Origin of the sequence: Streptomyces sp. NBC_00090, from assembly GCF_045160815.1 — a bacterium.
GTDB lineage: Bacteria > Actinomycetota > Actinomycetes > Streptomycetales > Streptomycetaceae > Streptomyces.
Genome location: NZ_CP108224.1, coordinates 8,280,275 through 8,303,338, shown reverse-complemented (window position 1 = coordinate 8,303,338; position 23,064 = coordinate 8,280,275). Strand labels below are relative to the sequence as shown.

The window sequence follows — 23,064 nt, the reverse complement described above, 5'->3', positions numbered from 1 at the left end:
TCAGGCCGCCTGCTGCCGGCCGGTCTGCTGGGCGAGCTGCGCGGCCGCGGCCTTGAGCGCCTCGGCCGGGTCGGCGCCCTTGAGCAGCACCTGGCTCTGCGCGTCGCTGGCGAGCTTCAGTGCGCGGCTGTAGTCGCTGGTGAAGTTGGTCGTTCCGGATCCGGAGGCGAGCGAGTCGACGAGGGACTTCAGCACGCTCTGACCGCCGTAGAAGGGGTGGGGCGCGCTGAACATCGGGTCGGCGTACGCCCCCTTGAGGGCGGGGAAGACACCGCCGGAGCTGAACATCCGGTTGATCTCGGCGGGCTTGGTGAGCGCGTACTCGATGAAGCGCCAGGCGGCCTTGCGGCGCTTGCTGGTGCCGGAGACGGCCAGGTAGGTGGAGTTGACGATGGCGCTGCGCCCTCCCCCGGGGACGGCGGCGGGCGGCTGCATGACACGCCACTTGCCGCTCTGGGCGGAGAACTTGTCGGCCATGTACTCGACGGCCCAGGCGGCTTCCGGGGCGGTGGCGAGCTTCCCCTGGCCGACCAGACGCTTCCAGGTGCCCTGGCCTGCGGTGTCGGCGAGGAGGCCGCCGTCGTTGAGCCGCTTGATGACGGTGAGGGCCTGGACGGCGGCCGGGGAGGCGAGCGTGACCTTGCCGTCGCCGTCGAAGTAGAAGGCGCCCTGGAGCTGCATCAGGTTCTGGAAGAAGTCCATGTCCTGGGTGGTGCCGGGCTTGTCCAGCCCGAGCAGCTGGGCGCCGGTGGCGGCGCGGATCTTCGGTCCGGCGGCGATCAGGTCGTCCCAGCTGCTGATGGAGGCGGGGTCGACATCGGCCTTCTCGAAGTAGTCGTGACGGTAGAACAGCCCGAGGGGGTTGACCTCCCACGGGAGGGCGTGGGCGGCTCCGTCCTTGCCCATGACGGTCGGCCACAGGCCCTGGACGAAGGCGTCCTTGTGCTTGTCGGCGCCGAGTCTGGACAGGTCGGCGATGCCTTCGGGGAACTTCTCCATGTAGCCGGGCAGGTAGTCGACGCCGATGTGCAGGACGTCGGCGAGGCCCTTGCCGCCGGAGGCGAGTCCGACGGTGATCTTGTCCCAGATGGCCGGTTCACCAACGTCCTGGATCTCCACCTTGATGCCGGGGTTGTCCCGCTCGAAGGAGGGGACGACTCCGCGCAGGGCCTCGGCGGCGGTGGTCCAGCTCCAGACGGTGATCCGACCGCTGTCGCCGTCGGCGCCGGCGGTGTCGCCGCCCGATCCGCCGCTGCCGCAGGCGGCCAGGCCGAACCCGGCGGCGGAGGCGGTGGCGAGGTGGAGCATCTGGCGGCGGCTCAGGTGGTGGGACATATCGGCTCCTGGGTCTGGGCGTTGGGGCGGGACTGGGCGTTGGGGCGGGTGAGGGTGTGGGGGTGGGTGAGCGTGTTGGGGTGGGTGAGCGTGTGCAGCGCGTCGGCGAGCAGCTCCGCCGCCACGGCCGTGGTGGAGGCGTGGGGAGAGAGTCGGATCCACTCACCGCGGCGCGTGGCGATCACGCCGGCCGCTTCGAGCGCGCCGTGGACGGTGGCGGGGTCGTGGCCGGGCAGACGGAAGGTGCCGATGCCGGCACGCTCGTGGTGGCCGAGCCCGTCCAGGAGGACGTCGGCGCCGGCCTGCCGCGCGCGGTCGAGCAGCTCGCCGAGGGTGGCGCGGATGCGGGCACCGACCGCGGCCGGGCCACCCCGGTCGAGCAGGTCGTCGACGGCCGCGCCGATGGCCGCCGCGGCCGGGAAGTCCGGGTTGGTCGCGAGGTGGGCGGCGGCTCCCGGCAGCGGGGGCGCGGGGTGCCGCGCGGCGAAGGGGTCCGTGACGCCGGCCCAGCCGCCGAGCCCGGGAGCCAGTCGCCCGGCGCACCGGTCGCGGATCAGCAGCAGCGCGGCTCCCCAGCCGGCCCGGAGCCATTTCTGGCCACCGCCGACCAGGACGTCGGCGGCGTCGGCTTCGAGCGGGACGGCGCCGAGTCCCTGGATGGCGTCGACGATCAGGAGCCGGTCCGGTCCGAGGACTTCCTTGAGGGCGGCGAGCGGTGCCACGTATCCGGTGAGCGAGTCGACGGCGCTGACCGTGAGGGCGGTGACGTCGGGCGTGAGGTGACGGCGGAGGAGGTCGGGGGTGATGTGGCGCCACCCGACCGGGTCGACGAGGCGGACGTCCGGTCCGCCGCGTCCGGCGAAGCGGAGCCAGGGGTAGAGGTTGGCGGGGAACTCGACCCGGGGCACCAGTACGGTCCCGGGACCGTGGAGCGCGGCGGCCACGGTGAAGAGGCCGTTGCTGGTGGACGGGGCGAGCGCGATCTCGTGCGGCCGGGCGTCGAGGAGCCGGGCCGCCGAGACCCGGGCCGCGTCGCCGAGCGCGAAGAGCCGGTCGATGTCGGCGGGGGCCGCACGGGTGGCGAGCGCGGTGGCGGTGGCGAGCGCGGTGGTGACCGGGCGGGAGAGCGGGCCGACCCTCGCGTGGTCGAGGTAGCCCGCCGTCGGGCCATGGGCGTGGGCCGGACCGGGGGCCGGAGCGTGAGCCGGACCGAGGGCCGGAGCGTGAGCCGGACCGGGGGCCGGAGCGTGAGCCGGACCGAGGGCCGGACCCGGAGTCGCGCAAGTGGCGGTCTCGGGTGCCCGTGGATGAATTTGATCGTTCAAAATTTGCCCCTCAAGGAGCCTTCTGTGTGGCGTGCTTGGGATTTGAAGGTTCACAGTAGAGAGATCAAGTCACCTCGACAAGAGGTTCGGACGACATCGGTACGGCGCCTCGCGCCCAGCAGCTGTCTGGAGCGGTTGCCCGAAGTAGGCAACGGCCCCGCCGCCCGCCGCCCTTCGGGGCATCCCGTCGCCCCCCGGCCGCGCGGCGTCGGCGCACGGCCCGGGGTTCGGGATAACAGTGCTCGGAGGCGGCGGTCAGCGGTGGCCGCCACTGCCCGGAAAGGCGGGAGACCGTGACCGTCCAGCCCATCCCCGAGGGATACCCTCGCGTCACGCCGTACCTCTGTGTCGACGGAGCCGCGGCCGCGATCGACTTCTACGTGTCCGTGCTCGGCGCGGAGGAGCGCATGAGGATGCCCGCCCCGGGCGGCAAGATCGGCCACGCCGAGCTGGCCCTGGGCAACTCGGTGATGATGCTCGCGGACCCGTACCCGGACATGGAATTCCGCTCGCCGAAGGCGATCGGCGGCACTCCGGTCACCCTGCACGTGTACGTGGCGGACGTCGACGCCGTCTTCGCCAAGGCACTCGCCCAGGGCGCGAAGGAACTGTCCCCGGTCAAGGACGAGTTCTACGGGGACCGCACCGGTCAGCTCGAGGACCCGTTCGGCCACCGCTGGAGCGTCGCCTCGCACATCGAGGACGTCCCCGAGGAGGAGATGGGGAAGCGCGCCGAGGAGGCCATGAAGTCCATGGATCCTCAGCAGAAGGGCGCGTGATCCCCCTCGGACGGGCCGGCGTCACACGTCCTGGATCCGCCGGAAGGGACGGTCCGCCTCGAGCGCGAACGCGACCTCCAGCAGCGTCCGTTCACTGCCCGGACGGCCGGCGAACATGACGCCGACGGGCAGGCCGTCCCGCGTGGCGGTCGCGGTGGGCAACGAGATCGACGGGGTGCCGACGACGTTGTCCACCGGCGTGAACGCGACGTACGCGAGGATCCGTTCGATCAGTGTCGCGTAGGGAACGTCCGGACCGAGGCGGCCGATCGGCGGCGTCGTGTGGGCGAGCACCGGGGAGAGGACCAGGTCGAGCCCGCGGAACGCCGCCGCGTACGCCTCCCTCGTCCGCTTCAGCCTCCGCAGCACGCCCGGGGTGCGCAGCCAGTTCTCCCGGTACGTCTCGCGCAGCCCCCGGCTGAGGCCGTCCATGCGGCGCCGGTCGAAGTCCGGGCCGAGGGTCCGGCCGGCGGCGCCGACGAGGAACGACAGCATGCCCCAGTAGGTGAGGAAGTCGTCGGTGAAGCGGGGGTCGATGGCGATCTCCACCGGCTCCACGGTGTGGCCGAGCCGTTCGAGCGTCGCCGCGGTCTCCGCGACCGCCGCCCGGGTGGCGGTGTCCGAGTGGACCCCGCTCGGCGAGTCCAGCAGGTACCCGATGCGCAAGCGTCGCTCCGAGGGGCCCTCGACCAGCCCCAGGGCCGGCAGCTTCGGGTTGCGCCAGTACCGCTCGGCGGCGGCGAGGAACGCGGCGGTGTCCCGTACGGAGCGGCTCACGATGCCGTCGGAGACGATGTCCAGGGGCAGTTGGCGGCTCTGGGCGTTCGCGACGACGCGACCGCGGGTCGGCTTGAGGCCGACGAGTCCGCAGCAGGCCGCGGGTATGCGTATCGAGCCACCGCCGTCGTTGGCGTGCGCGATCGGGACCGCGCCGGCCGCGACGAGCGCCGCGCTGCCGCCCGACGAACCACCCGCCGAGTAGTCCGTGTTCCACGGGTTGCGGACGGGCTCGGCGCCCTCGTACTCCGTGGTCGGGCTGAACCCGAACTCGGGCAGCCGGGTCTTGCCGAGCACGGTGACGCCGCTGCTCAGGAACTGCCGGGCGAACGGCGCGTCCCGCCGCGCGGCTCGGGGCGTGAAGGCCGCGCTGCCGTGCCCGGTGGGCAGCCCGCGGTAGTCGGTGTTGTCCTTGACGAAGGTCGGCACCCCGGCGAAGGCACCGCCCGCTCCGGCGACGTCTCCCGCTCCGGCGACGCGCCCCGTCCCGGTCGCTCGCCCCGCCGGGTCGGCGTGCACCTGGACCGCGTGGAGGCGGCCCTCGACCGCCCTCACCCGCTCGGCCGCGTCCCGGGCGGCCTCGGCGGCCCCGACCTCGCCCCGCCGGATCGCCGCGGCGAGACCGACGGCGTCGTACTCCCCCAGGGCGTCGTCCCGGAAGGCGTGCACCGTGGTCCGTTCCTCGAAAGTCGTCACCGCTACCTCAGCCCCCGACCGCATGGATGGATGCCCACCATCATTCACTACCCGCAAATCCAAGATCGCTTCAAACATCGACTCGATGGGTCACAGGCCGACGGGATCTCGGCCGTTCGACGCAGCGCGAGCACTCCCGCCCACTGATGGCGAGTACCTGAGACGCGAACCTGCCGGTACCCCTGCGGGGTCACAGGGGTACCGGCCTTCGTCGTGGCGATGCGGTGGGAAGCGCCTGCTGCTCGCGCGCCGCAGCCGACGAGGTGCCTGACAGGCAGATCGCCCGAGTCACCTGTGGTCGCGCTTGAGCGATTCCTTGATGCCCTCGGCGTGCTCGCGAGCGCTCTTCACCGTGTCGCGGATCTTGGTCTTCACCTGATCGGTCCTGCCTTCGGACTCAAGTCGCCTGTTGCCGGTGATCCTTCCGGTCACCTCCTTGAGCTTGCCCTTGGCTTTGTCCATGGCGCTGCTCATGCCAGTGATCCTTCCTAGTGGATCGGTCGCATGTCCACGCTAGATCCGGGCGCGCTGCGGCGCCTGCTGATCCGGGCGGGCCGTCCGTCGAGTCCTCGGTCTGCCGGGACCTCGGCCGGGGCCCTGGCGGGGCCTCGGTCGCGACTGGGATCATGAACACATGCCCGAGGAGTCGAACCTGCTGTCAGGCCTGTGGCCGCTCGCGCGGTCCGGTGTGACCGACTGGTTGCTGGAGCTGTGCGGCGACGGACTGACCGGGTTCATGCCGCCGGCGATGCCCGATGCGGCCTGGGTGCTCAACGCCATGTACGAGCACGAGCACGGCCCGACCGAGGTGTCGTACCACGAGTACGAGCAGGCGCGTCTGGCGGATGGGAGCGGCCGGCCCCACATCCTCGCGGGCATCGATCTCGAAGCAGTGGGCGTGGCCACGGGCGGCGGGCTGGGCCGCGCCGAGCACCCCGGCCCCGGCTGGCGGCGGCTGCGCTGGGCCGAACTCGCCCGGCGGACCGGCGACCCTGTCGTGCCCGACGGGCTGCTGCCCTCGTACCGCTGCTTCCCCTCGGCCAAGAAAGAGGGCAGCTGGCCGCTCGGCATCGTCCCGCCCACCGAGGGGAGCCTGGACCGCGAGACCTGGAACCGGCTGATCGGCATTCTCACCGAGCACAGCCCCACGGGCCCGGACACCCGCTGCCTGGCCTACTACAACCCGTTGGGGCTCGGGGCCACCGACTTCGACAACCTCCATGTGCGTGCGGGTCGCCTCGGCGATGCCGCGATCCTGTACGACAATCCCGAGTCCGACTTCAGCCCGTCCAACCTCTGGGCCGAGGACCGCTCATGGTCCCTGTGCACCGACTACGACCTGTGGGCCACCAAGGTCGCCGGACACCCGGCCCTGATCGAAGCGCTGCTGAACGACTCCGAGATCGAGGCGGTACGGCTGCCCTTGACGCCCTGACGACGAGCGGCACCGGGCGAAGCCGCGGTCCTGGACCAGGAGGCGGATCACGTCGTGGTCGCCCCGGGCCGGTCGGCGACCGTCGATCGGTTCAGCGGGGTCGTCCCGCAGAGAAGAACGGCCGGTGCCCGCTGTTGCGGGCACCGGCCGTTCTCTCGTGGGGCACGTCAGGTGTCCCGGAGACGCGTGGGATGGGTCAGGAGATCTCGGGGAGCAGGCCCGTGACCGGTGCCGCCTGGTCGGTGAGCTGGTGCAGCTGGTGCAGCTCGTGCACCCGGCTGAGTCCGCCCAGCTGCTCGGCGATGCCGGGGAACTGCGCGCGGGACTCCTCGGGGATGCCGGTCGTCGCAAGGGCGTCGAGCTCGCTGATGGGGTTCACCGGCGGGCCGAGCGGGCCGGTGACGGCGACGGCGGTCGCGGCGGAGGCGCCGAGGCAGGAGAAGGCGGCGGCGACGGCGAGGACCGAGGAAATGCGTCGTGTTGAGGTCATACCCTCACAACGGACCGCCGTGCCAACGGACACGGTCGGCTCCCGCGCCCATCGGCCGAACGGGGCCCCGGCCACGGCCGGGGCGCCCCTCAGCGGAACTCGTGGACGACCTGGATCTCACCGACGATGTGGGCGTTGAAGTCGTCCAGCTCCTCGGCCGGCACCCACAGTTCGAGGATGGTCCGTCCCCCGGCCTGCTGGACCGGGTACCGGCGGAGGAACTCCGCGTCGACCTCGAATCGGGTGACGAAGCCCGCGCCGCTGTGCTTCACGTTCCAGTCCCGCGCGATCCTGATCGCGTACTCCTCGTCGAGGACCGGGTAGAAGATCGGCTGCTCGGGGAGGCGGGGCGGCCACGCGCGCCACTCCAGCTCGCGGACCAGCTCCAGCTCCTCGGGGCCGGTGGGGCGCCACAGGGTCGTCGTCGCTCGTCGGGCGGTCATGCGAATCGTTCTCCGAGGCAGGGCGGGCCGCTGGTGCGGCCGGCCGGGGGACCGGACGATACCGGCGCCGCCGACACGGCCGCCACGGGGTTTCCACCGCCGAACGAGTGAACGGCTCCGCGGGTCGGGACCGGTGGGCCGGATATTCCCCGGGAACCCATCGGAGATCCCATGGCCGGCATTGGATTGTTCATTGGAAACCCGGCGGCAACGGGCATAGCTTCGAGGACATCGCCGCACCGACGATCCGCGTCCGGAGCGTCGGTCCGCGCAGCGGCGTCGCCGTGCGGCGTCCCATCCCCTCCGGGCCGGAAGCGGTCCACACCCTCGGAGTCACTCACATGTCCAAGATCCTCTTCGTGATGACCGGCGTCGACCACTGGACGCTCGCCGACGGAACCAAGCACCCCACCGGCTTCTGGGCCGAGGAGGCCGTGGCGCCGTTCACGGCGTTCAAGGCCGCCGGTCACGAGATCACCGTCGCCACCCCCGGCGGCGTCGTCCCCACCGTCGACCGGGGCAGCCTCGCCCCCGAGGTCAACGGCGGCCAGGAAGGTGCCGACGAGGTCGCCGCCGCACTCGCCTCCCTCTCCGAGCTCCAGCACCCGATCCCGCTGGAGGACGTGGACCTCGACGCGTACGCGGCCGTCTTCTACCCCGGCGGCCACGGCCCCATGGAGGACCTCGCCGTCGACCCGGCCTCGGGCCGGATCCTGATCGACGCCCTCGACTCGGGCAAGCCCCTCGCCGTCGTCTGCCACGGCCCCGCCGCCCTGCTCGCCGCCACGAACGCCGACGGCACCAACGCCTTCGCCGGCTACCGGGTCGCCGCCTTCACCAACGCCGAGGAGACGCAGGCCGGGCTCGCCGGCAGGGCCAGGTGGCTCCTGGAGACCCGTCTGGTCGAGGCCGGAGTCGATGTTCAGGTCGGCGAGCCGTGGGTACCGAACGTCGTCGTCGACCGCAACCTGGTCACCGGCCAGAACCCGGCCTCCTCCGCCCCTCTCGCGGCCGAGGTCCTCAAGAAGCTGGCCTGACCCGTGTCCGCCGACCGGCTCGACCAGGAGTCCCGGTCAGTGGCCCGCCCGTCCGTACACGGCAAGGACGACGCCCTCCGCCGGCTCGGCGGTCCCGCGCCGTCGTGCGGCGGCCGGGAACGGCGCCGGGCCCTGGGGCAGGACGGCCTCCGCCATCGCCCGCGAGGAGAGTTCGATCCGTGAGCCACAGGGATTCCGACGAGTCAGAGGCAGCGGCCGCGCCTCCGTCGGCGCACTCGGCGCCGCTGGACCTGAATCTCGTACGCACGTTCCTGGCCGTCTACCGCTCCGGCTCGTTCACGGCGGCCGGGCAGCTGCTCGGCATCTCGCAGCCCACGGTGACCACGCAGGTCCGCGCGCTGGAGCGGCAGGCCGACCGGGAACTGTTCGCGCGGCTGCCGAGGGGGGTCACCCCGACGGAGTACGCGCACGATCTGGCGGCGCGCGTCATGGGGCCGCTCGATGCCCTGCTGGCGGCCACCGGGCACGGCCCGGCGGCGGGCACCGCGGCCGCGGTCCATCTGGCCGGACCCGCCGAGTTCCTCTGTACGCGTGTCCTCCCCTCCCTCGCGCCGCTCGTGGCGGCCGGGGTCCAGCTCCGGGTCGCCACGGGTCTCACCGACCACCTCCTCGACGAGCTCCGGGCCGGCCGCCACGATCTCGTCGTCGCCACCGGTCGCCCGCGCGGCCGGGCCCTGACGGCCGTACCCCTGCTCGACGAGGAGTTCGTCCTGGTCGCCGCGCCCGAGTGGGCCGAGCGCCTCGGCGGCCGGGTGACCACCGAGGGGCCCGGCGTCCTGCACGGCGTTCCGCTGGTCTCGTACGCGGAGGACCTGCCCATCGCCCGCCGCTACTGGCGGCACGTCTTCGGCGAGCGCCTGAACCGCCGCGCCGCCGTCACCGTCCCCGATCTGCGCGGTGTCCTGTCGACGGTCACCGCGGGCGCCGGCTTCACCGTCCTGCCCCGCTACCTCTGCCTCGACGAACTCACCTCCGGCGCGCTGGTCACCCTGCACGAGACCGACGACCCGCCCATCAACACCGCCTACCTCGTCCAGCGCCCCGGGGCCCCCGGCAACCCGCACGTCACCCTGGTCCGCGACCATCTCCTCCGCCTCGGCCCCACCTGGTGACGCCGTCCCGGAGCGGGGACCCGCTCGAAGCGGGGACTCCCTCGGAGCAGGGACCCGTTCGGCGCGGGGGCCCGTTTCCGCGTGGGGCCCGTTTCCGTGTGGGGACCCCGTTCGCCGCCCCGGTACCGGGGCTCTGGGATGCTGTCGGTGTGACGCTCGCGCCGCTCGCCCCGGAACCCGTGACGCCGGACCCACCGCACGGCACACCGAACCCGCTGCTGACGCAGTCCTGGCTCGACCTGGCCTTCCTCCACTGGCCCGTCGACCCCGGCTACGTCGCCCCGCTGCTGCCGCCCGGGACCGTTCCGGACACCCTGGACGGGGTGACGTACGTCGGGCTCGTCGCCTTCCGGATGCACCGGGTCGGATGGTTCCGCCTGCCCGGCGTCCCCTACCTGGGCAGCTTCCCCGAGACCAACGTCCGTCTCTACTCGGTCGACTCGCAGGGCCGACGCGGCGTGGTGTTCCGCTCGCTCGACGCCTCCCGCCTCGTCCCCGTCGCCCTCGGGCGGGCCCTGTTCCGGCTCCCGTACGTCTGGTCGCGGATGGCCGTCCGGCACGACGGCGCCACCGTCACGTACTCCAGCAGCCGGCGGCTGCCCGGACCGCGCGGCGCGCGGAGCCGGATCGTCCTGAGAGTCGGGGACCGCGTCGAGGAGCCCACCGAGCTCGAACACTTCCTGACCGCCCGCTGGGGCATGCACACCGCCCTCTTCGGACGGTCGCTCTACCTCCCGAACTCGCACCCGCGCTGGCCGTTGCACCGCGCGGAGCTGGTCGCGTGCGAGGAGGACCTGGTGGCCGCGGCCGGGCTGCCACGACCGGTCGGGGCGCCCGTGAGCGTGCTGTACTCGCCCGGCGTCCCGGTGGAGTTCGGGCGCCCGAGCCTGCGTCCCGGCGGCGTTCCCACCCCCTGAGAAGCACTCTCCCCGGGCGGTGGGGCGGGGGTCAGCGCGCCAGTGCGGCGTCCAGCCACTGCCGGATCTCGGGCGTCACCTCGTCGGTGATGTCGGCGAACTCCTCGTGCTTCTTCAGGAACTTCGCGACGTACGGGCAGACCGGGACGATGCGCTTGCCGGCGGCGCGCACATCGGTCAGGGCCTCCTCGACGAGGACGGAGGCCAGGCCCTGGCCCGCGTAGGCGTCGTCGATCTCGGTGTGGAAGAAGACCCGCTGCTCGCCGCGGTCGCGGTAGGCCGTCAGACCCGCGCGCTCCCCGGCGACGAGGATCTCGTACCGGTGCCGGGGGTCCACGTTCCGGACGACGGGGGTGACGGCCTGCTGGGTCATGGTGGTGCCTTTCGGATCGGGCCTGGGCGCCGGGCCGGCTCCCGCGGGGTCCGCGGGGTCAGTGGCGACCGTGCAAGCCGGAGGCCAGCATAGGGTCGCCATGATCACCTCGGCACTCCCTCGGCCGCCGTACCCGGCCGGTCCGCCGCGTGTGTCTCGTACAGGCCGGTGGATTCCAGGGCACGCAGCCGGAGATAGTCCTTCTCGATCCGGGCCGGGTCGGACGAGGTGAGGTACACGTATCCGGCGGAGGTCACCAGGTCGACCGTCTCGGGCGCCGGGTCACCGGAGGGGATCGTCAGCACCATGTCCGTGTAGGACTCCAGGGCGCGGACCGGGGCCCACCCGTCGTGGTCCGGAACGACGCCGTCGCGTGGCGTGATCAGGTTGACGTAACGCAGGTACCGCTCGATGCGGCTGGTGCGCAGGGTGCCGTCGAGGACGCGCTGGGGATGGGCGATCGACTGCGCCAGGCAGTCGAGCTGGTCGGTACCGAGGCAGGCACGTACGACGTGCGGCAGCTGGGCGCCGCCCGGGCGGGCGGCGGACTCGACCAGGACCGGACCGGCCTCGGTGAGCATCACCTCGGTGTGGGCGGCGCCGTTGCGCACCTCCAGCGCGTCCAACACCTGTGCGGTGTACGCGGAGAGGGCCTCGTAGGCGGGGCTGCCGGGCGGCAGCGGCTGGTCGAAGTCGTTGATGGAACGGCCGCCGGGAGCCGGGCGCTTGTTGTACCGCCAGACCTCGACCGTACGGTGCACGCCGTCGACGCTCACCGTGTTCACGAAGTGCTCTGCGCCGACCAGGCACTCCTGGACCAGCACGGCGGTGTCAGGGCTGCGGTAGCGGTCGTGTCCGGACATGATCAACGCGTGCGCGCGGCGGATCTCGTCGTCGGTGTCGCAGAAGAACACCCGGTCCGTGCCCGCGCTGGCCACGGGCTTGAGGACGACGGGCCGCAGGCCCAGCCCGCGCGCCCAGGCCACGGCCCTCTCCGGGTCGTCGGTGCGCAGGGTGTGCGCGGTGGCCAGACCGGCAGCCGCCACGGCCTCGGCCATCAGGTACTTGTCGCGGCGCACCGTCGGCCGCGTCATGCCGTTGCCCCGGGTGCCCAACGCGGCGGAGAGGGCGTCCGCCAGCAGGACGCCCGACTCGGCGCCGGCGATCACCACGTCGACGCCGAGGTCACGCAGCGCCCTCGCCGTGGCGGCCGGGTCACCGAGGTGCTCGATGTCGGTGCCGAAGTCCTCGGGGCGGTAGGCGAGGTGGATGTCCGGGCTCTGGGAACGGACGTGGACGGGCTCCACGCCGTAGCGGCGCAGTGTCTCGGGAAGGTAGCGGGCGATGCCGTAGGCGTCGACGACGGCGCAGATCACAGTGGTCGGGCCCCTTCGGGGTTGGGGTTTGGGTCGGGATCGGGGATGGGGGGTGGATGGTGCGGGATCACGCCGGGGTCGTGCTCCCTCGGCCGGGCCCGCTGCTCGTGACGGTGGCGCGCCAGCACGCCCACGCCGATCAGCAGGGTGATCGCGACGACGCAGACCAGGGTGAGCGGGGCGACCGACAGGCGTGCGTCGGTCAGCTGGAGCAGGAAGGCCAGCGGCGGTGACAGCGCGGAGAACAGCGACGCGGTGATGGGTTCGGTGTGGCGGAGGCCCACCTGGATCAGGTAGAGGGGCAGGCCGACGCCGAGCACGGCCAGGACCGCGGCCGACGGCAGTGCGGGACCGAGCTCGCCCGACCGTCCGCTCAGGAGGACCACGGCCCAGGCGGTCACCAGCGTCACCGGGAAGCGGACGGACATGACGGCGCGGGGTCCGAACCCGGCGTCGCTGAGCCGCTTCGAGAAGATGAGGTTGCCCGTCGACGCGACGCCCGAGACCAGGGTCAGCGCCAGGCCGATCACCGCGTCCCCGGTTCCCAGTCCGCCGACGGCGCTGCGCCCGGCGAGGCTGCCCCACACCAGGACGGCGAGGACGACGGTGATGGCGACCGAGACGACGACCTCGGTACGCAGCGGACGCGCGCGGCGGCGCAGGACCGGCTCCAGCAGGACCGTGAGGACCGGCCCCACGGCGAGGCCCACCACGTTGACGACGGCGGGCTCCAGGCGGACCAGCGCGTACAGCATGGTCAGCCAGCCCACCGCGGTGGTGGCGTTGAGGGCGAGGACGTCCGCCCGGCGGGCGCGCACCGGCCGCAGTACCTCGGACGGTCCTCGCACCACGAGGTCCCAGCCGAGGAACACCGCGGTGACGAGTCCGAACGACACGGCGGCCAGGGTCATCGGGCTGTACTGCTGGACGCGTTCCCCCGCGTACACGTCGAAGCCCGCGCTGAGCGCGGCGTACGCGCCCAGCGCGGGTATCCCCCGTGTCATCGCGCCCCGGTGTGGCGCCGGGCCGGCTGTGTCGGGCATGGAGGGGTGTCGGCTCTCAGTTGTCCGGGGTGGCGGTGACCGAGAGCGGGTTCCAGCGCTCGGCGGTGATGTCGATGTCCTCGTCGACGCTGTCGAAGATCCCGTAGGCCTCGTCGAGGAGGATCTCCATGCCGCGCTGCCCCAGGGCGATGCCGTACTGAAGGTCGGCGCGGTCTTCCTCGGGCAGGGCGTCGACGGCTTCGTAGAGGGCGGCCACGTGCTGGTCGTCGACTTCGATGTGCAGATCGAAGAAGTTGGTGTCGAGGTCGGGGTGGTACTTGGTGAGCGCCTGCTTGGCGGCCGTGTAGGTGACGGGCGTCATGGCCTCGTTGACGAGCATGTACCCGATCGAGCGGCCGGTGTTGGCCCCGCGGGCGATGGTGAAGGCGAGCTGCAGGGCGAGCTTGATTCCGCTGCGTTCCCGGTAGTCGTCGAAGGCCCGGCGCGGCACGCCCAGGTCGTCGAGCAGATGCAGGTAGTGCAGGAAGTGGGCGTGGGAGGGGTCGCCGGAGCCCAGCTCGTCGTCCAGGTTCTCCCGCAGGATGCGGCGGACCTTCTCGTTCTTGGTCCAGCTCAGCAGGTCCTGGAGGATCCAGGGGAAACTGCGGCTCTCCCGGCCCGCGCAGAAGATCCAGCGGGTGGCGTTCTCCAGCGGCAGCGTGCCGTCCGCCGCTGCCCGTACCAGGGAATGCTCTCGCACCGCGTCGAGCGCCGTGTCGACCTGCCTGCGGATGTCGTCAGTGAACACGTCGTAGCCTTTCGGGACTTCGGGGCACGGCTCTTCGAAGTCTCCTGAAGCTCCCCCCGAAGCACCGCTCCCCCGTGCCAACGGGGACGGTCGCGCTGTTCAGAGGAACCCTGCACGCGCGAAACCCCGGACGACAACAACCCCTCCCCCAATGGCTTGATGCCTCGCCGCATTGACCGGATCCACCGCGAGAAGACGAGGTATTAGCGCCACATGGCCTCATTCCCTCGCCGAAACGGGAATTGAGAGTGGATCACCTTCCATTTGTGAATGGAAGGAGAAGCGGGTGAGTGATTTCCCGTTTTCCGCTACCGCGATTCAGCCACATTCGGAATGCCGAGAACGCGGTGGCGGAAAGGGCCCGAGGTCAGCGCGGATTCCCTCGCGCCTTGAGCGCGGTCGTGGGGAGTTCGGGGGCGGATGACCGCCGGGGAGCCGGCCGGACCGGACGCGGGGCGTGGCCGGCCGGACCGGACCGGCTCAGAGATGCTCCAGCCGGGCCCGCCACGGGCCGTCCGCCATCTCGAACTGCACCACGAGCGGCCCCTCGGGCAGCGGAACGGTCTCGCGCCGCTCGCCGATCTCGTTGACCACGTTCTCGTCCTCGGGGAGAGCCGTGTGGTCGTCGTGGCCTCCGAGTTCGTAGATGTTGACGATGAGGTTGTCGTCACCCCGGTAGTGAATGGCGAGGTCGGCCACGCCCCCCAGGTGCAGCAGCACCTCGGGGCCGCGGAACTCCACCTCTTCCGCCGTCAGGCGCAGGGCCGTCGCAAGCGGCGACACCTCCACCCGCCACGGGCCCTCCGCCTCCAGCTTCAGGCGCAGGGTCCCGTTCCCCGGGACGGTGGCGAGCACCCGGCCACGGAAGTCCTCCTCGGTGCTGTTGACGAGGGTGTCCCCCTCCTTGTTGCGCCGGTCGAGGACCGAGAGACCCGTGTACCCGTCGCCCCGCACGTCGAGCCCCACGACCGCCGGGCCGGGCGGGAGCCCCTTCACGGTGATCACGTCGTTGTCCCGCCCGGCCCGCGTGTACGGCTCGAAGACGGGCCCGTACGACCAGAAGGCCGCGGCGGCGGGCGCGGGAGCGACCACGGGCGGGGCGCCGAACGGCACCGCCGGAGCGGGTGCGGGCGCGGGAGCGGGCGCGGACGGGACCGCGAACGGCACCGCGGGAACGGGAGCGTGGCGGGCGGGACCGCGGGCGGGATGGCGGGCGGCACCGCGGGAGCGGAAGCCGACGGGACGGCGAACGGCACCGCAGGGGCGGGAGCCTGCGCCCCCGCGCCCGCGCCCGCTCCCTCCTCGGCCACGTCCACGCCGTGGTCCGTGGCCAGGCCCGCGAGGCCGTTCGCGTACCCCTGACCCACCGCCCGGAACTTCCAGCCCCCCGCCCGCCGGTACAGCTCGGCCAGCACCATCGCCGTCTCCCCCGCGCCGTCCGTCACGTCGTACCGCGCGACCGACGTGCCGTCGGGGGCGAAGGCCTCCACGGACAGCCCGACGACGTCCCGTATCGCACCGTGCTCGGTCGAGCCGACCACGAGGACGCGCGCGATCCGCGGCTCGACGGCCGGGAGGCCGAGCTCCAGCCACGACGTGCCGTGGCCCGTCTCCGTGAGCCGCACGCTGCCGGACGGATGCGTCGGCGCCCCGTGGAAGACGACGTCGCCGTCCCCCCGCACCCGACCGTCCTCCGTGAGCAGCAACGCCATGGTGTCCACGCCACCCCGGACCGCGATCCGCAGCGGCACGGACGGCACGAAGCCGTTGTCTCCCTTGATCATCGCCCCCACGGCGCGCCCGCCCTTCCCCTCGCGTCCCCACCCTTGTCGATCATGGATCGATCTTGCATCCCCCGCCGCCCCCGGACAAGCTCCCGATCAGGAGCGCCGGAGCTCGGCCTCGAGCGGTGGACGCCGCGCAGGTCAACTCAAGGTGGGGCCACGGCCTGCCAGTTGCCTGCTCTAGGGTCGCCGGCATGGCTGAGCTCTCCTTCCTGACCGCCGTCCGCGAGTCGTACGACACGGTCGCCGCCGATTACCTCGAACGCGTCCCGCCTCCAGCCGACATGGACCCGCTGTCACGCGCGATGCTGGCGGGGTTCGCCGAACTCGTGCGGACCGCCGCTCTGGGGCCGGTCGCGGACCTGGGGTGCGGCCCCGGCCGCGTGACGGCGCACCTGGCCGGGCTGGGGGTGTCCGCCTTCGGCGTCGATCTGTCGCCGAAGATGATCGGGCTGGCCCGGCACGCCTATCCGAACCTGCGGTTCACCGAGGGCTCGATGACCGCGCTGGAGATGAGGGACGACGACCTCGGCGGCATTCTGGCCTGGTACTCCACCCACCACACGCCCCCGCAGTGGCTGCCGGCGGTGTTCGCCGAGTTCCACCGCACGCTCGCGCCCGGCGGCTACCTGCTCTGGGGGGACTATGTCGGCAATGAGCGACTCCAGCCGACCCACGGCTATGGCCGTCCGGTGTCCTACGAGTCGTACCTTCTGCCCCTGGACCGCATCGTGGAGCTGCTGGACCAGGCCGGACTCGTCCTCACCGCGAGATTGGAGCAGGAGCCCGGCGGACGGGTGAACCGACCACGCGCCTGCCTCCTGGCCCGCAAGCCCGAAAGGCCCTGACGGGGCTCGTTCCCGGGGTGAGGCCGCTCGTGCTGACCGCCGACGATCACAGGGCGGGCGGTCAGACCGCCGGGTTGAGAGGGCGGCCGCCCCAGCGGATGCCTTCTCGGTGCGGATGCGGGCGCGTTCCCGGCGCTGGGCGGCCAGGACGTCGGGGCGGCGGCCACGCGGACCGGCATGCGCGTCAAGTAACGGTTCGAGTGGTTTAGCGTCCTCGTCCGTGTGAAGTCGCTGGCCACGCGATGCTGTTACGCCAAGTGTGTGGCGCGATGACTACTCAGAACACCCCCACACCAGACACGAACACCTCCCACAGCACGAGCGGCGCGCTGCCCTCGCGGCGCTCCGTGGTCACGGTGACCGGCGCCTCGGCGTTAGCGGCCGGGCTCACGGCCGCCACCGTCGCGCCCGCGACCGCGTTCAGCCCCGCGACCGCCCCCTCGGCGGTGCCGGCCGCCGCACCGCCCGGCACCGATCCCCGCTCGTACACCACGGTCGCGCGCGCCATCGCCGTCTACGACGAGCACGACGAGTCCCTCGTCCCGGCCTATCTGAGGGCCGTCGAGAACGGACTGCCCGCCAGCCGGGCGAAGTCGACGAAGCGGGTCCTGATCGTCGGCGCCGGCCCGGCCGGCCTGCTCGCCGCCGACCTGCTCAACCGGGCGGGCCACGACGTCGTCGTGATCGAGGCCAACGGCAACCGCGTCGGCGGCCGCATCAAGACCTTCCGCAAGGGCGGCCACGAGAACGGCGAGCAGCCCTTCGCCGACCCCCTGCAGTACGCCGAGGGCGGGGCCATGCGGCTGCCCGAGAGCCACCCGCTCCTGATGGCGCTGATCGAGAGGTTCGACCTGCCGCGCCAGGAGTTCTACCTGGTGGACGTGGACGTCGACGACCCGACGAAGAAGGCCAACCGCACCTGGATCCACGTCAACGGCACGCACATGCGCAGGGCCGACTACGAGCGGAACCCCGCCCCGATCAACGACACCTTCGGTGTCAGGGGCCCCAACCGTACGAAGACCGCTGCCACCATCCTCGCGGAGGCCCTCGAACCCGCACGCCGGCTCGTCCGGGGCAAGGAGGGGACGGCCCTCGTCGAGGGATGGGTCGAGATCCTGAAGAAGTACGGCCACTGGTCGATGTACCGGTACCTCACCGAGGTCGCCCGGCTCGACACGCGGACCATCGACCTCGTCGGCACCATCCAGAACCTGACCTCGCGGCTGCACCTCTCCTTCATGCACAGCTTCCTGTCCAGCGCGCTGATCGACCCCAGTACCAGGTTCTGGGAGCTCAAGGGCGGCACCGGCATCCTCGCCGACGCGCTCTACGCACCGGTGAAGGGGAAGGTGCGGCTCGACCGGCGTGCCGTACGCGTCGACCACGGCGACGGCAAGGTGAGGGTGCACACCGTCTCCGAGGGCTTCCAGAACGGCGAAGGGGGGGTCACGGAGGTCTTCGAGGGCGACGAGGCGATCATCACCGTGCCCTTCTCCGGGCTGCGCCACGTGACCTTCGACCCTCCGCTCACCTACGGGAAGCGCCGGGCCATCACCGAACTGCACTACGACGCCGCGACCAAGGTGCTGCTGGAGTTCTCCCGCCGCTGGTGGGAGATGACCGAGGCGGAGTGGAAGGAGGCGCTGGACTCGATCGAGGCCGGGCTCTACGAGAAGTACCGGTCGGGCGGGGTCGGGCACGGCGAGTACCTCGGGGCGCACCGGTCCGTGAAGGACCTGGGGGTGACGATCCCCGACGACCTCAAGGAGTGCTTCGCCGTCTTCCGGCCGCCGGGCAGGGGCTCCGAGCCGGAGGCCTCGCACGTCCGAGGCGGCGGGACCGTGAGCGACAACGCCAACCGGTTCATGTACTTCGAGCACGCGCACCCGCTGGAGGGAAGCGACGGAGGCATCATGCTCGCCTCCTACAGCTGGGCCGACGACGCCCTCAAATGGGACGCGTTCGCCGACGAGGAGCGGTACCTGCGCGCGCTCGCCGGGGTGCAGGCCGTCTTCGGCCGCCGCTGTGAGGTCTTCTTCACGAACAAGTGCAAGACCCAGTCCTGGATGCGCGACCACTACGCGTACGGGGAGGCCTCCGTGCTCTCCCCCGGCCAGCACACGGAGCTCTTCCCCGACGTCCCCACGTCCGAGGGTGCGCTCCACTTCGCGGGTTGCCACACGTCGATCAAGCCGGCCTGGATCGAGGGCGCCCTCGAATCCGCGGTCCGGACGGCGTTGAAGGTCCACGCGGGCTGACCGGACCTGACGGGAGGCCCGGTCCGGGCCTCCGGGAACGAAGCCGGTGTCCGGGAACGCCGAAGGGCGGCGCACCTGGGGTGCCGCCCGGACGGATCGGGGTCTGACCACTGGACAGCGGACGGCCGTGAGTGTTCCGGGCGGTTGCGACCGCCCGGGACACTCACGACGCCCGAACAGCGGCGGGCCTACCTCGCGAGCTCGGTCGGTTCGTCAAGACGCGTCAGCTTCTGCGGGTTCCGCACGACGTAGATCCGGGTGACCCGCCCGTCCTCCACCACGAGGCTCACGGCCGTGGGCTCGCCGTCGAACTCGATCCGGCCCGCGGGCGCGCCGTTGAGCGGAACTGTCGTCGTCCTGAGCGCGGCCACCACGCGATGCGCGCGCGCGAGCAACGGCGCCACCAGTTCGGCACCGTGGATCGGAGCCAGAGCGGCGGGCACGATCCCGCCGCCATCGGTGATCAGGACCACGTCGGGCGCCATGACCTCCATCAGCTCCTGCAACTGCCCGGTGCGCAACGCGGCCAGGAAACGCTCCACCACCACCTGCTGTTCCGCCTGGTCCACCTGCACCCTCGGCCGTCGGGCCGCCACGTGCTCGCGGGCCCGCCGAGCGATCTGGCGCACCGCGGCCGCGGTCTTCCCTACCGCCTCGGCGATCTCGCCGTACGGCATCTCGAACACCTCGCGGAGCACGAACACCGCCCGCTCGGTGGGCCCGAGGGTTTCGAGGACGGTCAGCATCGCGATCGAGACGCTCTCCGCGAGTTCGACGTCCTCGGCAACATCAGGGCTGGTCAGCAGTGGCTCCGGCAGCCACTCGCCGACGTACTCCTCGCGGCTGCGCGACAGGGTGCGCAGCCGGTTGAGACCCTGCCGTGTGACGACCCGAACGAGGTACGCGCGCGGATCGCTCACCTGCGACCGGTCGATGCCGGCCCACCGCAGCCAGGACTCCTGCAGCACGTCCTCCGCGTCGACCGCCGACCCGAGCATCTCGTAGGCAACCGTGAACAGAAGACCGCGATGGGCGACGAACGGGTCCTCCGTCATGCCGCCGACTCTCCCCGGGCCGTCCCAGAAGGCGTGGCCAGGGGAATCTCGCAGGCATCGGAGAAGCCCTGCGACGTGACCCCGTTCGCGTTGTTGTTCCTGGTCGCCATGTTGACGAAGGCGATGTACGCGGTGAGCTCGACCATCGCCGCCGGACCGAGGCGCTCGAGCAGGCTCGCGTACAACTCGTCGGTGACGGTCGGCGGCGTGTTCGTCATCGCCTCGGCGTACTCCAGCGCGTCCCGCTCCAGCGGCGTGAACACCTCCGACTCCCGCCAGCGCGGCACCTGGCTCGCCTTGGCCAGGTCCAGGTTCTCGTTCTGCGCCTGGAAGTAGCCGACGTCGAGGCACCAGCCGCAGCCGACCTGTGCCGCGACGGCCATGTGCGCGAACGACTTGAGACTCGCGTCGGCCGCGTCCCACTCGCTGAGCCTGGCCGAGAACTCCAGGTTGGAGGTGGCGACCTCGGGGCTGTGCCACACCGCCTCGACCGGCTCGGGCACGGCACCGAGCTGCTTGATCATGTTTTCGCTGAGCTCGGTGGGGAGCTCGGCCTTCGGGACGCGTAGCGCCATGGTGCTTCTCCTTGTGTGTCCGGCTGGTTGCCATGAAGACACCGCCGGGCCCGCACATGTGACAACCACCGCCACCACACATGGAGCATGCGAATGCAGCCGGGCGAGCGCCTCAGCCGTCGCTTCCGGCACCGCGGTCGGGCAGGCTCATGTCCCCCGTTGCGGGAATGCCGTCGGCGATCCCGTAGCGGAGGTACACGGTGCCCTTCGGGCCGGCTACCGGGGGCGCGAGGAGCGTGACGTTGGTGGGCACCGCGCCGTCGTCGAACACCTTCTTCCCGACGCCGAGCACGATCGGGTGCAGCCAGAGGTCGAGACGGTCGAAGAGCTTCTCGCGCAGGAGGGTCTGCACGAGGTTCAGACTCCCGACGACCTTCACGTGCTCGTGCCGGTCACGGATCTCACGCACGGCGTCGGCGAGGTCCGGGCCGAGCTGCGTGGACCCGGCCCACGAGAGGTCGGGCCTGCCGCGGGAGGCCACGTACTTCGGGACGCTGTTGAAGAGCGTGGCGATCTCGTTGTCCTCACCGCCCTCCTGGTGAGGCCAGTAGGCGGCGAAGATGTCGTACGTCCGCCGGCCGAGCAGGAGGGCGTCCGTGCCCTCGTACGCGGCACCGATCTGCGCCCCGGCGACCTCGTCGAGCAGGGGCGCCTGCCAGCCGCCGAACGGGAATCCCACCGGGTCCTCGTCGGGGCCGCCGGGCGCCTGCCCGACGAGGTCGAGGGTCGCGAACAGCTCGATGTGGATGAGGCCCATGGCTTACTCCCGATGAGTCGGTTGTCTCCGACAAGAGATAGACCCTGTGGGTGGCCGCCGCACCACCGCGACGGCACCCGGCTCACCCGGTCGGGGGTCAGTGCCCGGCGGTGAGCTCGCCGCTGAGCTTGTGGTGGAGCTCGGCGCTGGGCGCGTTGAGTCCGGTGATCTCCACGGTCTTGCCGCGCTGCGCGTACTTGGTCTCGATCGCGTCGAGGGCGGCGACGGAGGAGGCGTCCCAGATGTGGGCGGCGGACAGGTCGACGACGACCCTGTCGGGGTCGGTGGCGTACTGGAAGCGGCCCACGAGGTCGTTCGAGGAGGCGAAGAACAGCTCTCCGGTGACCCGGTAGACGACCGTGGACCCGTCCGGGTCGATGACGGCCGTGACGTCGGCGAGGCGGGCGACGCGCCTGGCGAAGATCACCATGGCGGTGATCGAGCCGCCGACGACACCGACGGCGAGGTTGTGCGTGGCGACCACGGCCACGACGGTGATCACCATGACGGCGATCTCCCCGGCGGGCATCCGCTTGAGGGTCTTCGGGGCGAGGGAGTGCCAGTCGAAGGTGGCGATGCACACCATGACCATGACGGCGACCAGGGCCGCCATGGGGATCTCTGAGACGACCGGGCCGCCGACGATGCACAGCACCATCAGGAACACACCGGAGAGGAAGGTCGACAGGCGGGTGCGGGCGCCGGAGACCTTCACGTTGATCATCGTCTGGCCGATCATCGCGCAGCCGCCCATGCCGCCGAAGAAGCCGGTCACGATGTTGGCGACGCCCTGGCCGATCGATTCGCGGGTCTTGCTGGAGCGGCTGTCGGTGATCTCGTCGACCAGTTTCGCCGTCATCAGGGACTCCATCAGCCCGACGAGCGCCATCGCGAAGGCGTACGGGGCGATCAGCGTCAGCGTGTCGAGCGTGAACGGCACGTCCGGCAGGCCGGGCGTGGGCAGGGAGGACGGCAGGCTGCCCTTGTCGCCGACGGTCGGGACCGCGATCCCGGCGGCCACGGTGATGACCGTGAGGATGACGATCGAGACCAGCGGGGCCGGGACCACCGTGGAGACCCTCGGGAAGAGCACCAGCAGGGCGAGCCCCGCCGCGATCAGCGGATAGACGGCCCAGGGGACGTCCCGCACCTCCTTGACCTGGGCCATGAAGACCAGGATCGCGAGGGAGTTGACGAAGCCGACCATCACCGAGCGCGGGATGAACCGCATGAGCTTCGCCACGCCCAGCGCCCCGAGGGCGATCTGGAAGACGCCGGCGAGGATCACGGCGGCCACCAGGTAGCCGAACCCGTGCTCGCGGTTCAGCGGCGCGATGACGAGGGCGACGGCGCCGGTCGCGGCGGAGATCATCGCCCTCCGGCCGCCGACGACGGAGATCACCACGGCCATCGTGAAGGAGGCGAACAGGCCGATCGCCGGATCCACCCCGGCGATGATCGAGAACGAGATCGCCTCGGGGATCAGCGCGAGGGCGACGACGAGGCCGCCGAGCACCTCGGTGCGCCAGACCCTCGGGTCACGCAGCCAGTCCGGCTTCAGGGCGCGCAGTCGCGCGACCGGGTTCACGGCGGAAGCAGAAGAGGACAAGGGAACTGGAACCTGTCGTGATCGGGCACACCCGATTCAGCGGGGGGCGTACGGGAGAATGGATCTTCGCCGGGGGCTGCGTCGGCCCCGACACGGCAAGGGCGGGACGGCCGCGCGCCGACCCCACCCCGGCAAATCTACCGTGGCGCGAGGGCGGGGAGGGACGGGGTCACGGCGTGGGCACGACCCTGGGCACGGACCGCCGGCGCGGCCCCTTGTCCACCGGTCGGTGGACACGAGGTTCAACCGGCCGAGCCTGTCGGCGAGA

General features: G+C 71.8%; 23 protein-coding genes. 7 read left to right on the top strand and 16 right to left on the bottom strand.

The window, feature by feature from the left end; all coding sequences use genetic code 11:
- A complete protein-coding gene (locus OG361_RS36915) occupies window positions 1–1,335 on the bottom strand; it encodes an ABC transporter substrate-binding protein (RefSeq protein WP_405860672.1) in 1,335 nt (444 codons plus the stop codon).
- The gene (locus OG361_RS36910; protein ID WP_405860670.1) at window positions 1,320–2,660 is read right to left on the bottom strand and encodes an aminotransferase class V-fold PLP-dependent enzyme; all 1,341 of its coding nucleotides are present in this window, start codon (window positions 2,658–2,660) and stop codon (window positions 1,320–1,322) included. Before OG361_RS36910 ends, OG361_RS36915 begins: the two co-directional genes overlap by 16 nt.
- A 293-nt stretch (window positions 2,661–2,953) precedes the next feature.
- On the opposite strand from OG361_RS36910, the gene OG361_RS36905 reads away from it, so the two are divergent.
- On the top strand, window positions 2,954–3,439 hold the full coding sequence (locus OG361_RS36905; protein ID WP_405860668.1) for a VOC family protein: 486 nt from the start codon (window positions 2,954–2,956) through the stop codon (window positions 3,437–3,439).
- A gap of 21 nt (window positions 3,440–3,460) precedes the next feature.
- Here the strand turns inward: OG361_RS36905 and OG361_RS36900 are convergent, their stop codons facing one another.
- Both OG361_RS36900 and OG361_RS36895 read right to left on the bottom strand, forming a co-directional pair.
- The gene (locus OG361_RS36900) at window positions 3,461–4,912 is read right to left on the bottom strand and encodes an amidase (RefSeq protein ID WP_405860666.1); all 1,452 of its coding nucleotides are present in this window, start codon (window positions 4,910–4,912) and stop codon (window positions 3,461–3,463) included.
- A gap of 288 nt (window positions 4,913–5,200) precedes the next feature.
- Window positions 5,201–5,386 carry a CsbD family protein gene (locus OG361_RS36895; protein ID WP_405860664.1) on the bottom strand — a complete coding sequence of 62 codons (186 nt, stop codon included), beginning with the start codon at window positions 5,384–5,386 and terminating at the stop codon, window positions 5,201–5,203.
- Window positions 5,387–5,546: 160 nt separating this feature from the next.
- Here OG361_RS36895 and OG361_RS36890 point away from each other — a divergent pair, with 160 nt between their 5' ends.
- Window positions 5,547–6,347 (top strand): hypothetical protein, encoded by an 801-nt coding sequence (locus OG361_RS36890; RefSeq protein ID WP_405860662.1) that lies wholly within the window; start codon window positions 5,547–5,549, stop codon window positions 6,345–6,347.
- 196 nt (window positions 6,348–6,543) lie between these two features.
- Here OG361_RS36890 and OG361_RS36885 read toward each other — a convergent pair whose 3' ends face one another.
- Window positions 6,544–6,837: a hypothetical protein gene (locus OG361_RS36885; RefSeq protein ID WP_405860660.1), complete on the bottom strand. Its 294-nt coding sequence runs from the start codon at window positions 6,835–6,837 to the stop codon at window positions 6,544–6,546.
- 89 nt (window positions 6,838–6,926) lie between these two features.
- A complete protein-coding gene (locus OG361_RS36880; protein ID WP_405860658.1) occupies window positions 6,927–7,280 on the bottom strand; it encodes a hypothetical protein in 354 nt (117 codons plus the stop codon).
- 341 nt (window positions 7,281–7,621) lie between these two features.
- Between OG361_RS36880 and OG361_RS36875 the strand changes: the two genes are divergently transcribed.
- The 3 genes from OG361_RS36875 to OG361_RS36865 all read left to right on the top strand — a co-directional run bounded on the left by OG361_RS36875 (window position 7,622) and on the right by OG361_RS36865 (window position 10,367).
- Window positions 7,622–8,317 carry a type 1 glutamine amidotransferase domain-containing protein gene (locus tag OG361_RS36875; protein WP_405860656.1) on the top strand — a complete coding sequence of 232 codons (696 nt, stop codon included), beginning with the start codon at window positions 7,622–7,624 and terminating at the stop codon, window positions 8,315–8,317.
- Window positions 8,318–8,496: 179 nt separating this feature from the next.
- Entirely contained in the window at window positions 8,497–9,450 is a 954-nt protein-coding gene (locus tag OG361_RS36870) for a LysR family transcriptional regulator (protein ID WP_405860654.1), read from the top strand.
- A gap of 149 nt (window positions 9,451–9,599) precedes the next feature.
- Window positions 9,600–10,367, top strand: a complete 768-nt coding sequence (locus tag OG361_RS36865; RefSeq protein WP_405860652.1) for a YqjF family protein — start codon at window positions 9,600–9,602, stop codon at window positions 10,365–10,367.
- 31 nt (window positions 10,368–10,398) lie between these two features.
- On the opposite strand, the gene OG361_RS36860 is transcribed toward OG361_RS36865, so the two are convergent.
- From OG361_RS36860 to OG361_RS36835, 6 genes are all read right to left on the bottom strand, one after another.
- Entirely contained in the window at window positions 10,399–10,740 is a 342-nt protein-coding gene (locus OG361_RS36860; protein ID WP_405860650.1) for a GNAT family N-acetyltransferase, read from the bottom strand.
- 104 nt (window positions 10,741–10,844) lie between these two features.
- Window positions 10,845–12,116, bottom strand: coding sequence for a hypothetical protein (locus OG361_RS36855; protein WP_405860648.1), 1,272 nt, complete (start codon window positions 12,114–12,116; stop codon window positions 10,845–10,847).
- Window positions 12,113–13,120: an EamA family transporter gene (locus OG361_RS36850; protein WP_405860647.1), complete on the bottom strand. Its 1,008-nt coding sequence runs from the start codon at window positions 13,118–13,120 to the stop codon at window positions 12,113–12,115. The genes OG361_RS36855 and OG361_RS36850 overlap by 4 nt, the downstream gene beginning before the upstream one ends.
- A 55-nt stretch (window positions 13,121–13,175) precedes the next feature.
- Window positions 13,176–13,907, bottom strand: a complete 732-nt coding sequence (locus OG361_RS36845) for an iron-containing redox enzyme family protein (protein WP_405860645.1) — start codon at window positions 13,905–13,907, stop codon at window positions 13,176–13,178.
- A gap of 480 nt (window positions 13,908–14,387) precedes the next feature.
- Entirely contained in the window at window positions 14,388–14,912 is a 525-nt protein-coding gene (locus tag OG361_RS36840; protein ID WP_405860643.1) for a hypothetical protein, read from the bottom strand.
- Window positions 14,909–15,691 carry a TerD family protein gene (locus tag OG361_RS36835; RefSeq protein ID WP_405860641.1) on the bottom strand — a complete coding sequence of 261 codons (783 nt, stop codon included), beginning with the start codon at window positions 15,689–15,691 and terminating at the stop codon, window positions 14,909–14,911. Before OG361_RS36835 ends, OG361_RS36840 begins: the two co-directional genes overlap by 4 nt.
- A 194-nt stretch (window positions 15,692–15,885) precedes the next feature.
- Here OG361_RS36835 and OG361_RS36830 point away from each other — a divergent pair, with 194 nt between their 5' ends.
- A complete protein-coding gene (locus OG361_RS36830; protein ID WP_405860639.1) occupies window positions 15,886–16,539 on the top strand; it encodes a class I SAM-dependent methyltransferase in 654 nt (217 codons plus the stop codon).
- A 269-nt stretch (window positions 16,540–16,808) separates the two neighbouring features.
- Window positions 16,809–18,800 (top strand): flavin monoamine oxidase family protein, encoded by a 1,992-nt coding sequence (locus tag OG361_RS36825; RefSeq protein ID WP_405860637.1) that lies wholly within the window; start codon window positions 16,809–16,811, stop codon window positions 18,798–18,800.
- 188 nt (window positions 18,801–18,988) lie between these two features.
- On the opposite strand, the gene OG361_RS36820 is transcribed toward OG361_RS36825, so the two are convergent.
- The 4 genes from OG361_RS36820 to OG361_RS36805 form a co-directional block, all read right to left on the bottom strand.
- Window positions 18,989–19,855, bottom strand: a complete 867-nt coding sequence (locus OG361_RS36820; protein ID WP_405860635.1) for an RNA polymerase sigma-70 factor — start codon at window positions 19,853–19,855, stop codon at window positions 18,989–18,991.
- The gene (locus tag OG361_RS36815) at window positions 19,852–20,430 is read right to left on the bottom strand and encodes a carboxymuconolactone decarboxylase family protein (RefSeq protein WP_405860633.1); all 579 of its coding nucleotides are present in this window, start codon (window positions 20,428–20,430) and stop codon (window positions 19,852–19,854) included. The genes OG361_RS36820 and OG361_RS36815 overlap by 4 nt, the downstream gene beginning before the upstream one ends.
- A 112-nt stretch (window positions 20,431–20,542) precedes the next feature.
- Complete coding sequence (locus tag OG361_RS36810; RefSeq protein WP_405860631.1) at window positions 20,543–21,187, bottom strand: dihydrofolate reductase family protein; 645 nt, start codon at window positions 21,185–21,187, stop codon at window positions 20,543–20,545.
- Window positions 21,188–21,284: 97 nt separating this feature from the next.
- Window positions 21,285–22,775 carry a SulP family inorganic anion transporter gene (locus OG361_RS36805; protein WP_405860629.1) on the bottom strand — a complete coding sequence of 497 codons (1,491 nt, stop codon included), beginning with the start codon at window positions 22,773–22,775 and terminating at the stop codon, window positions 21,285–21,287.
- Window positions 22,776–23,064: the final 289 nt, after the last annotated feature.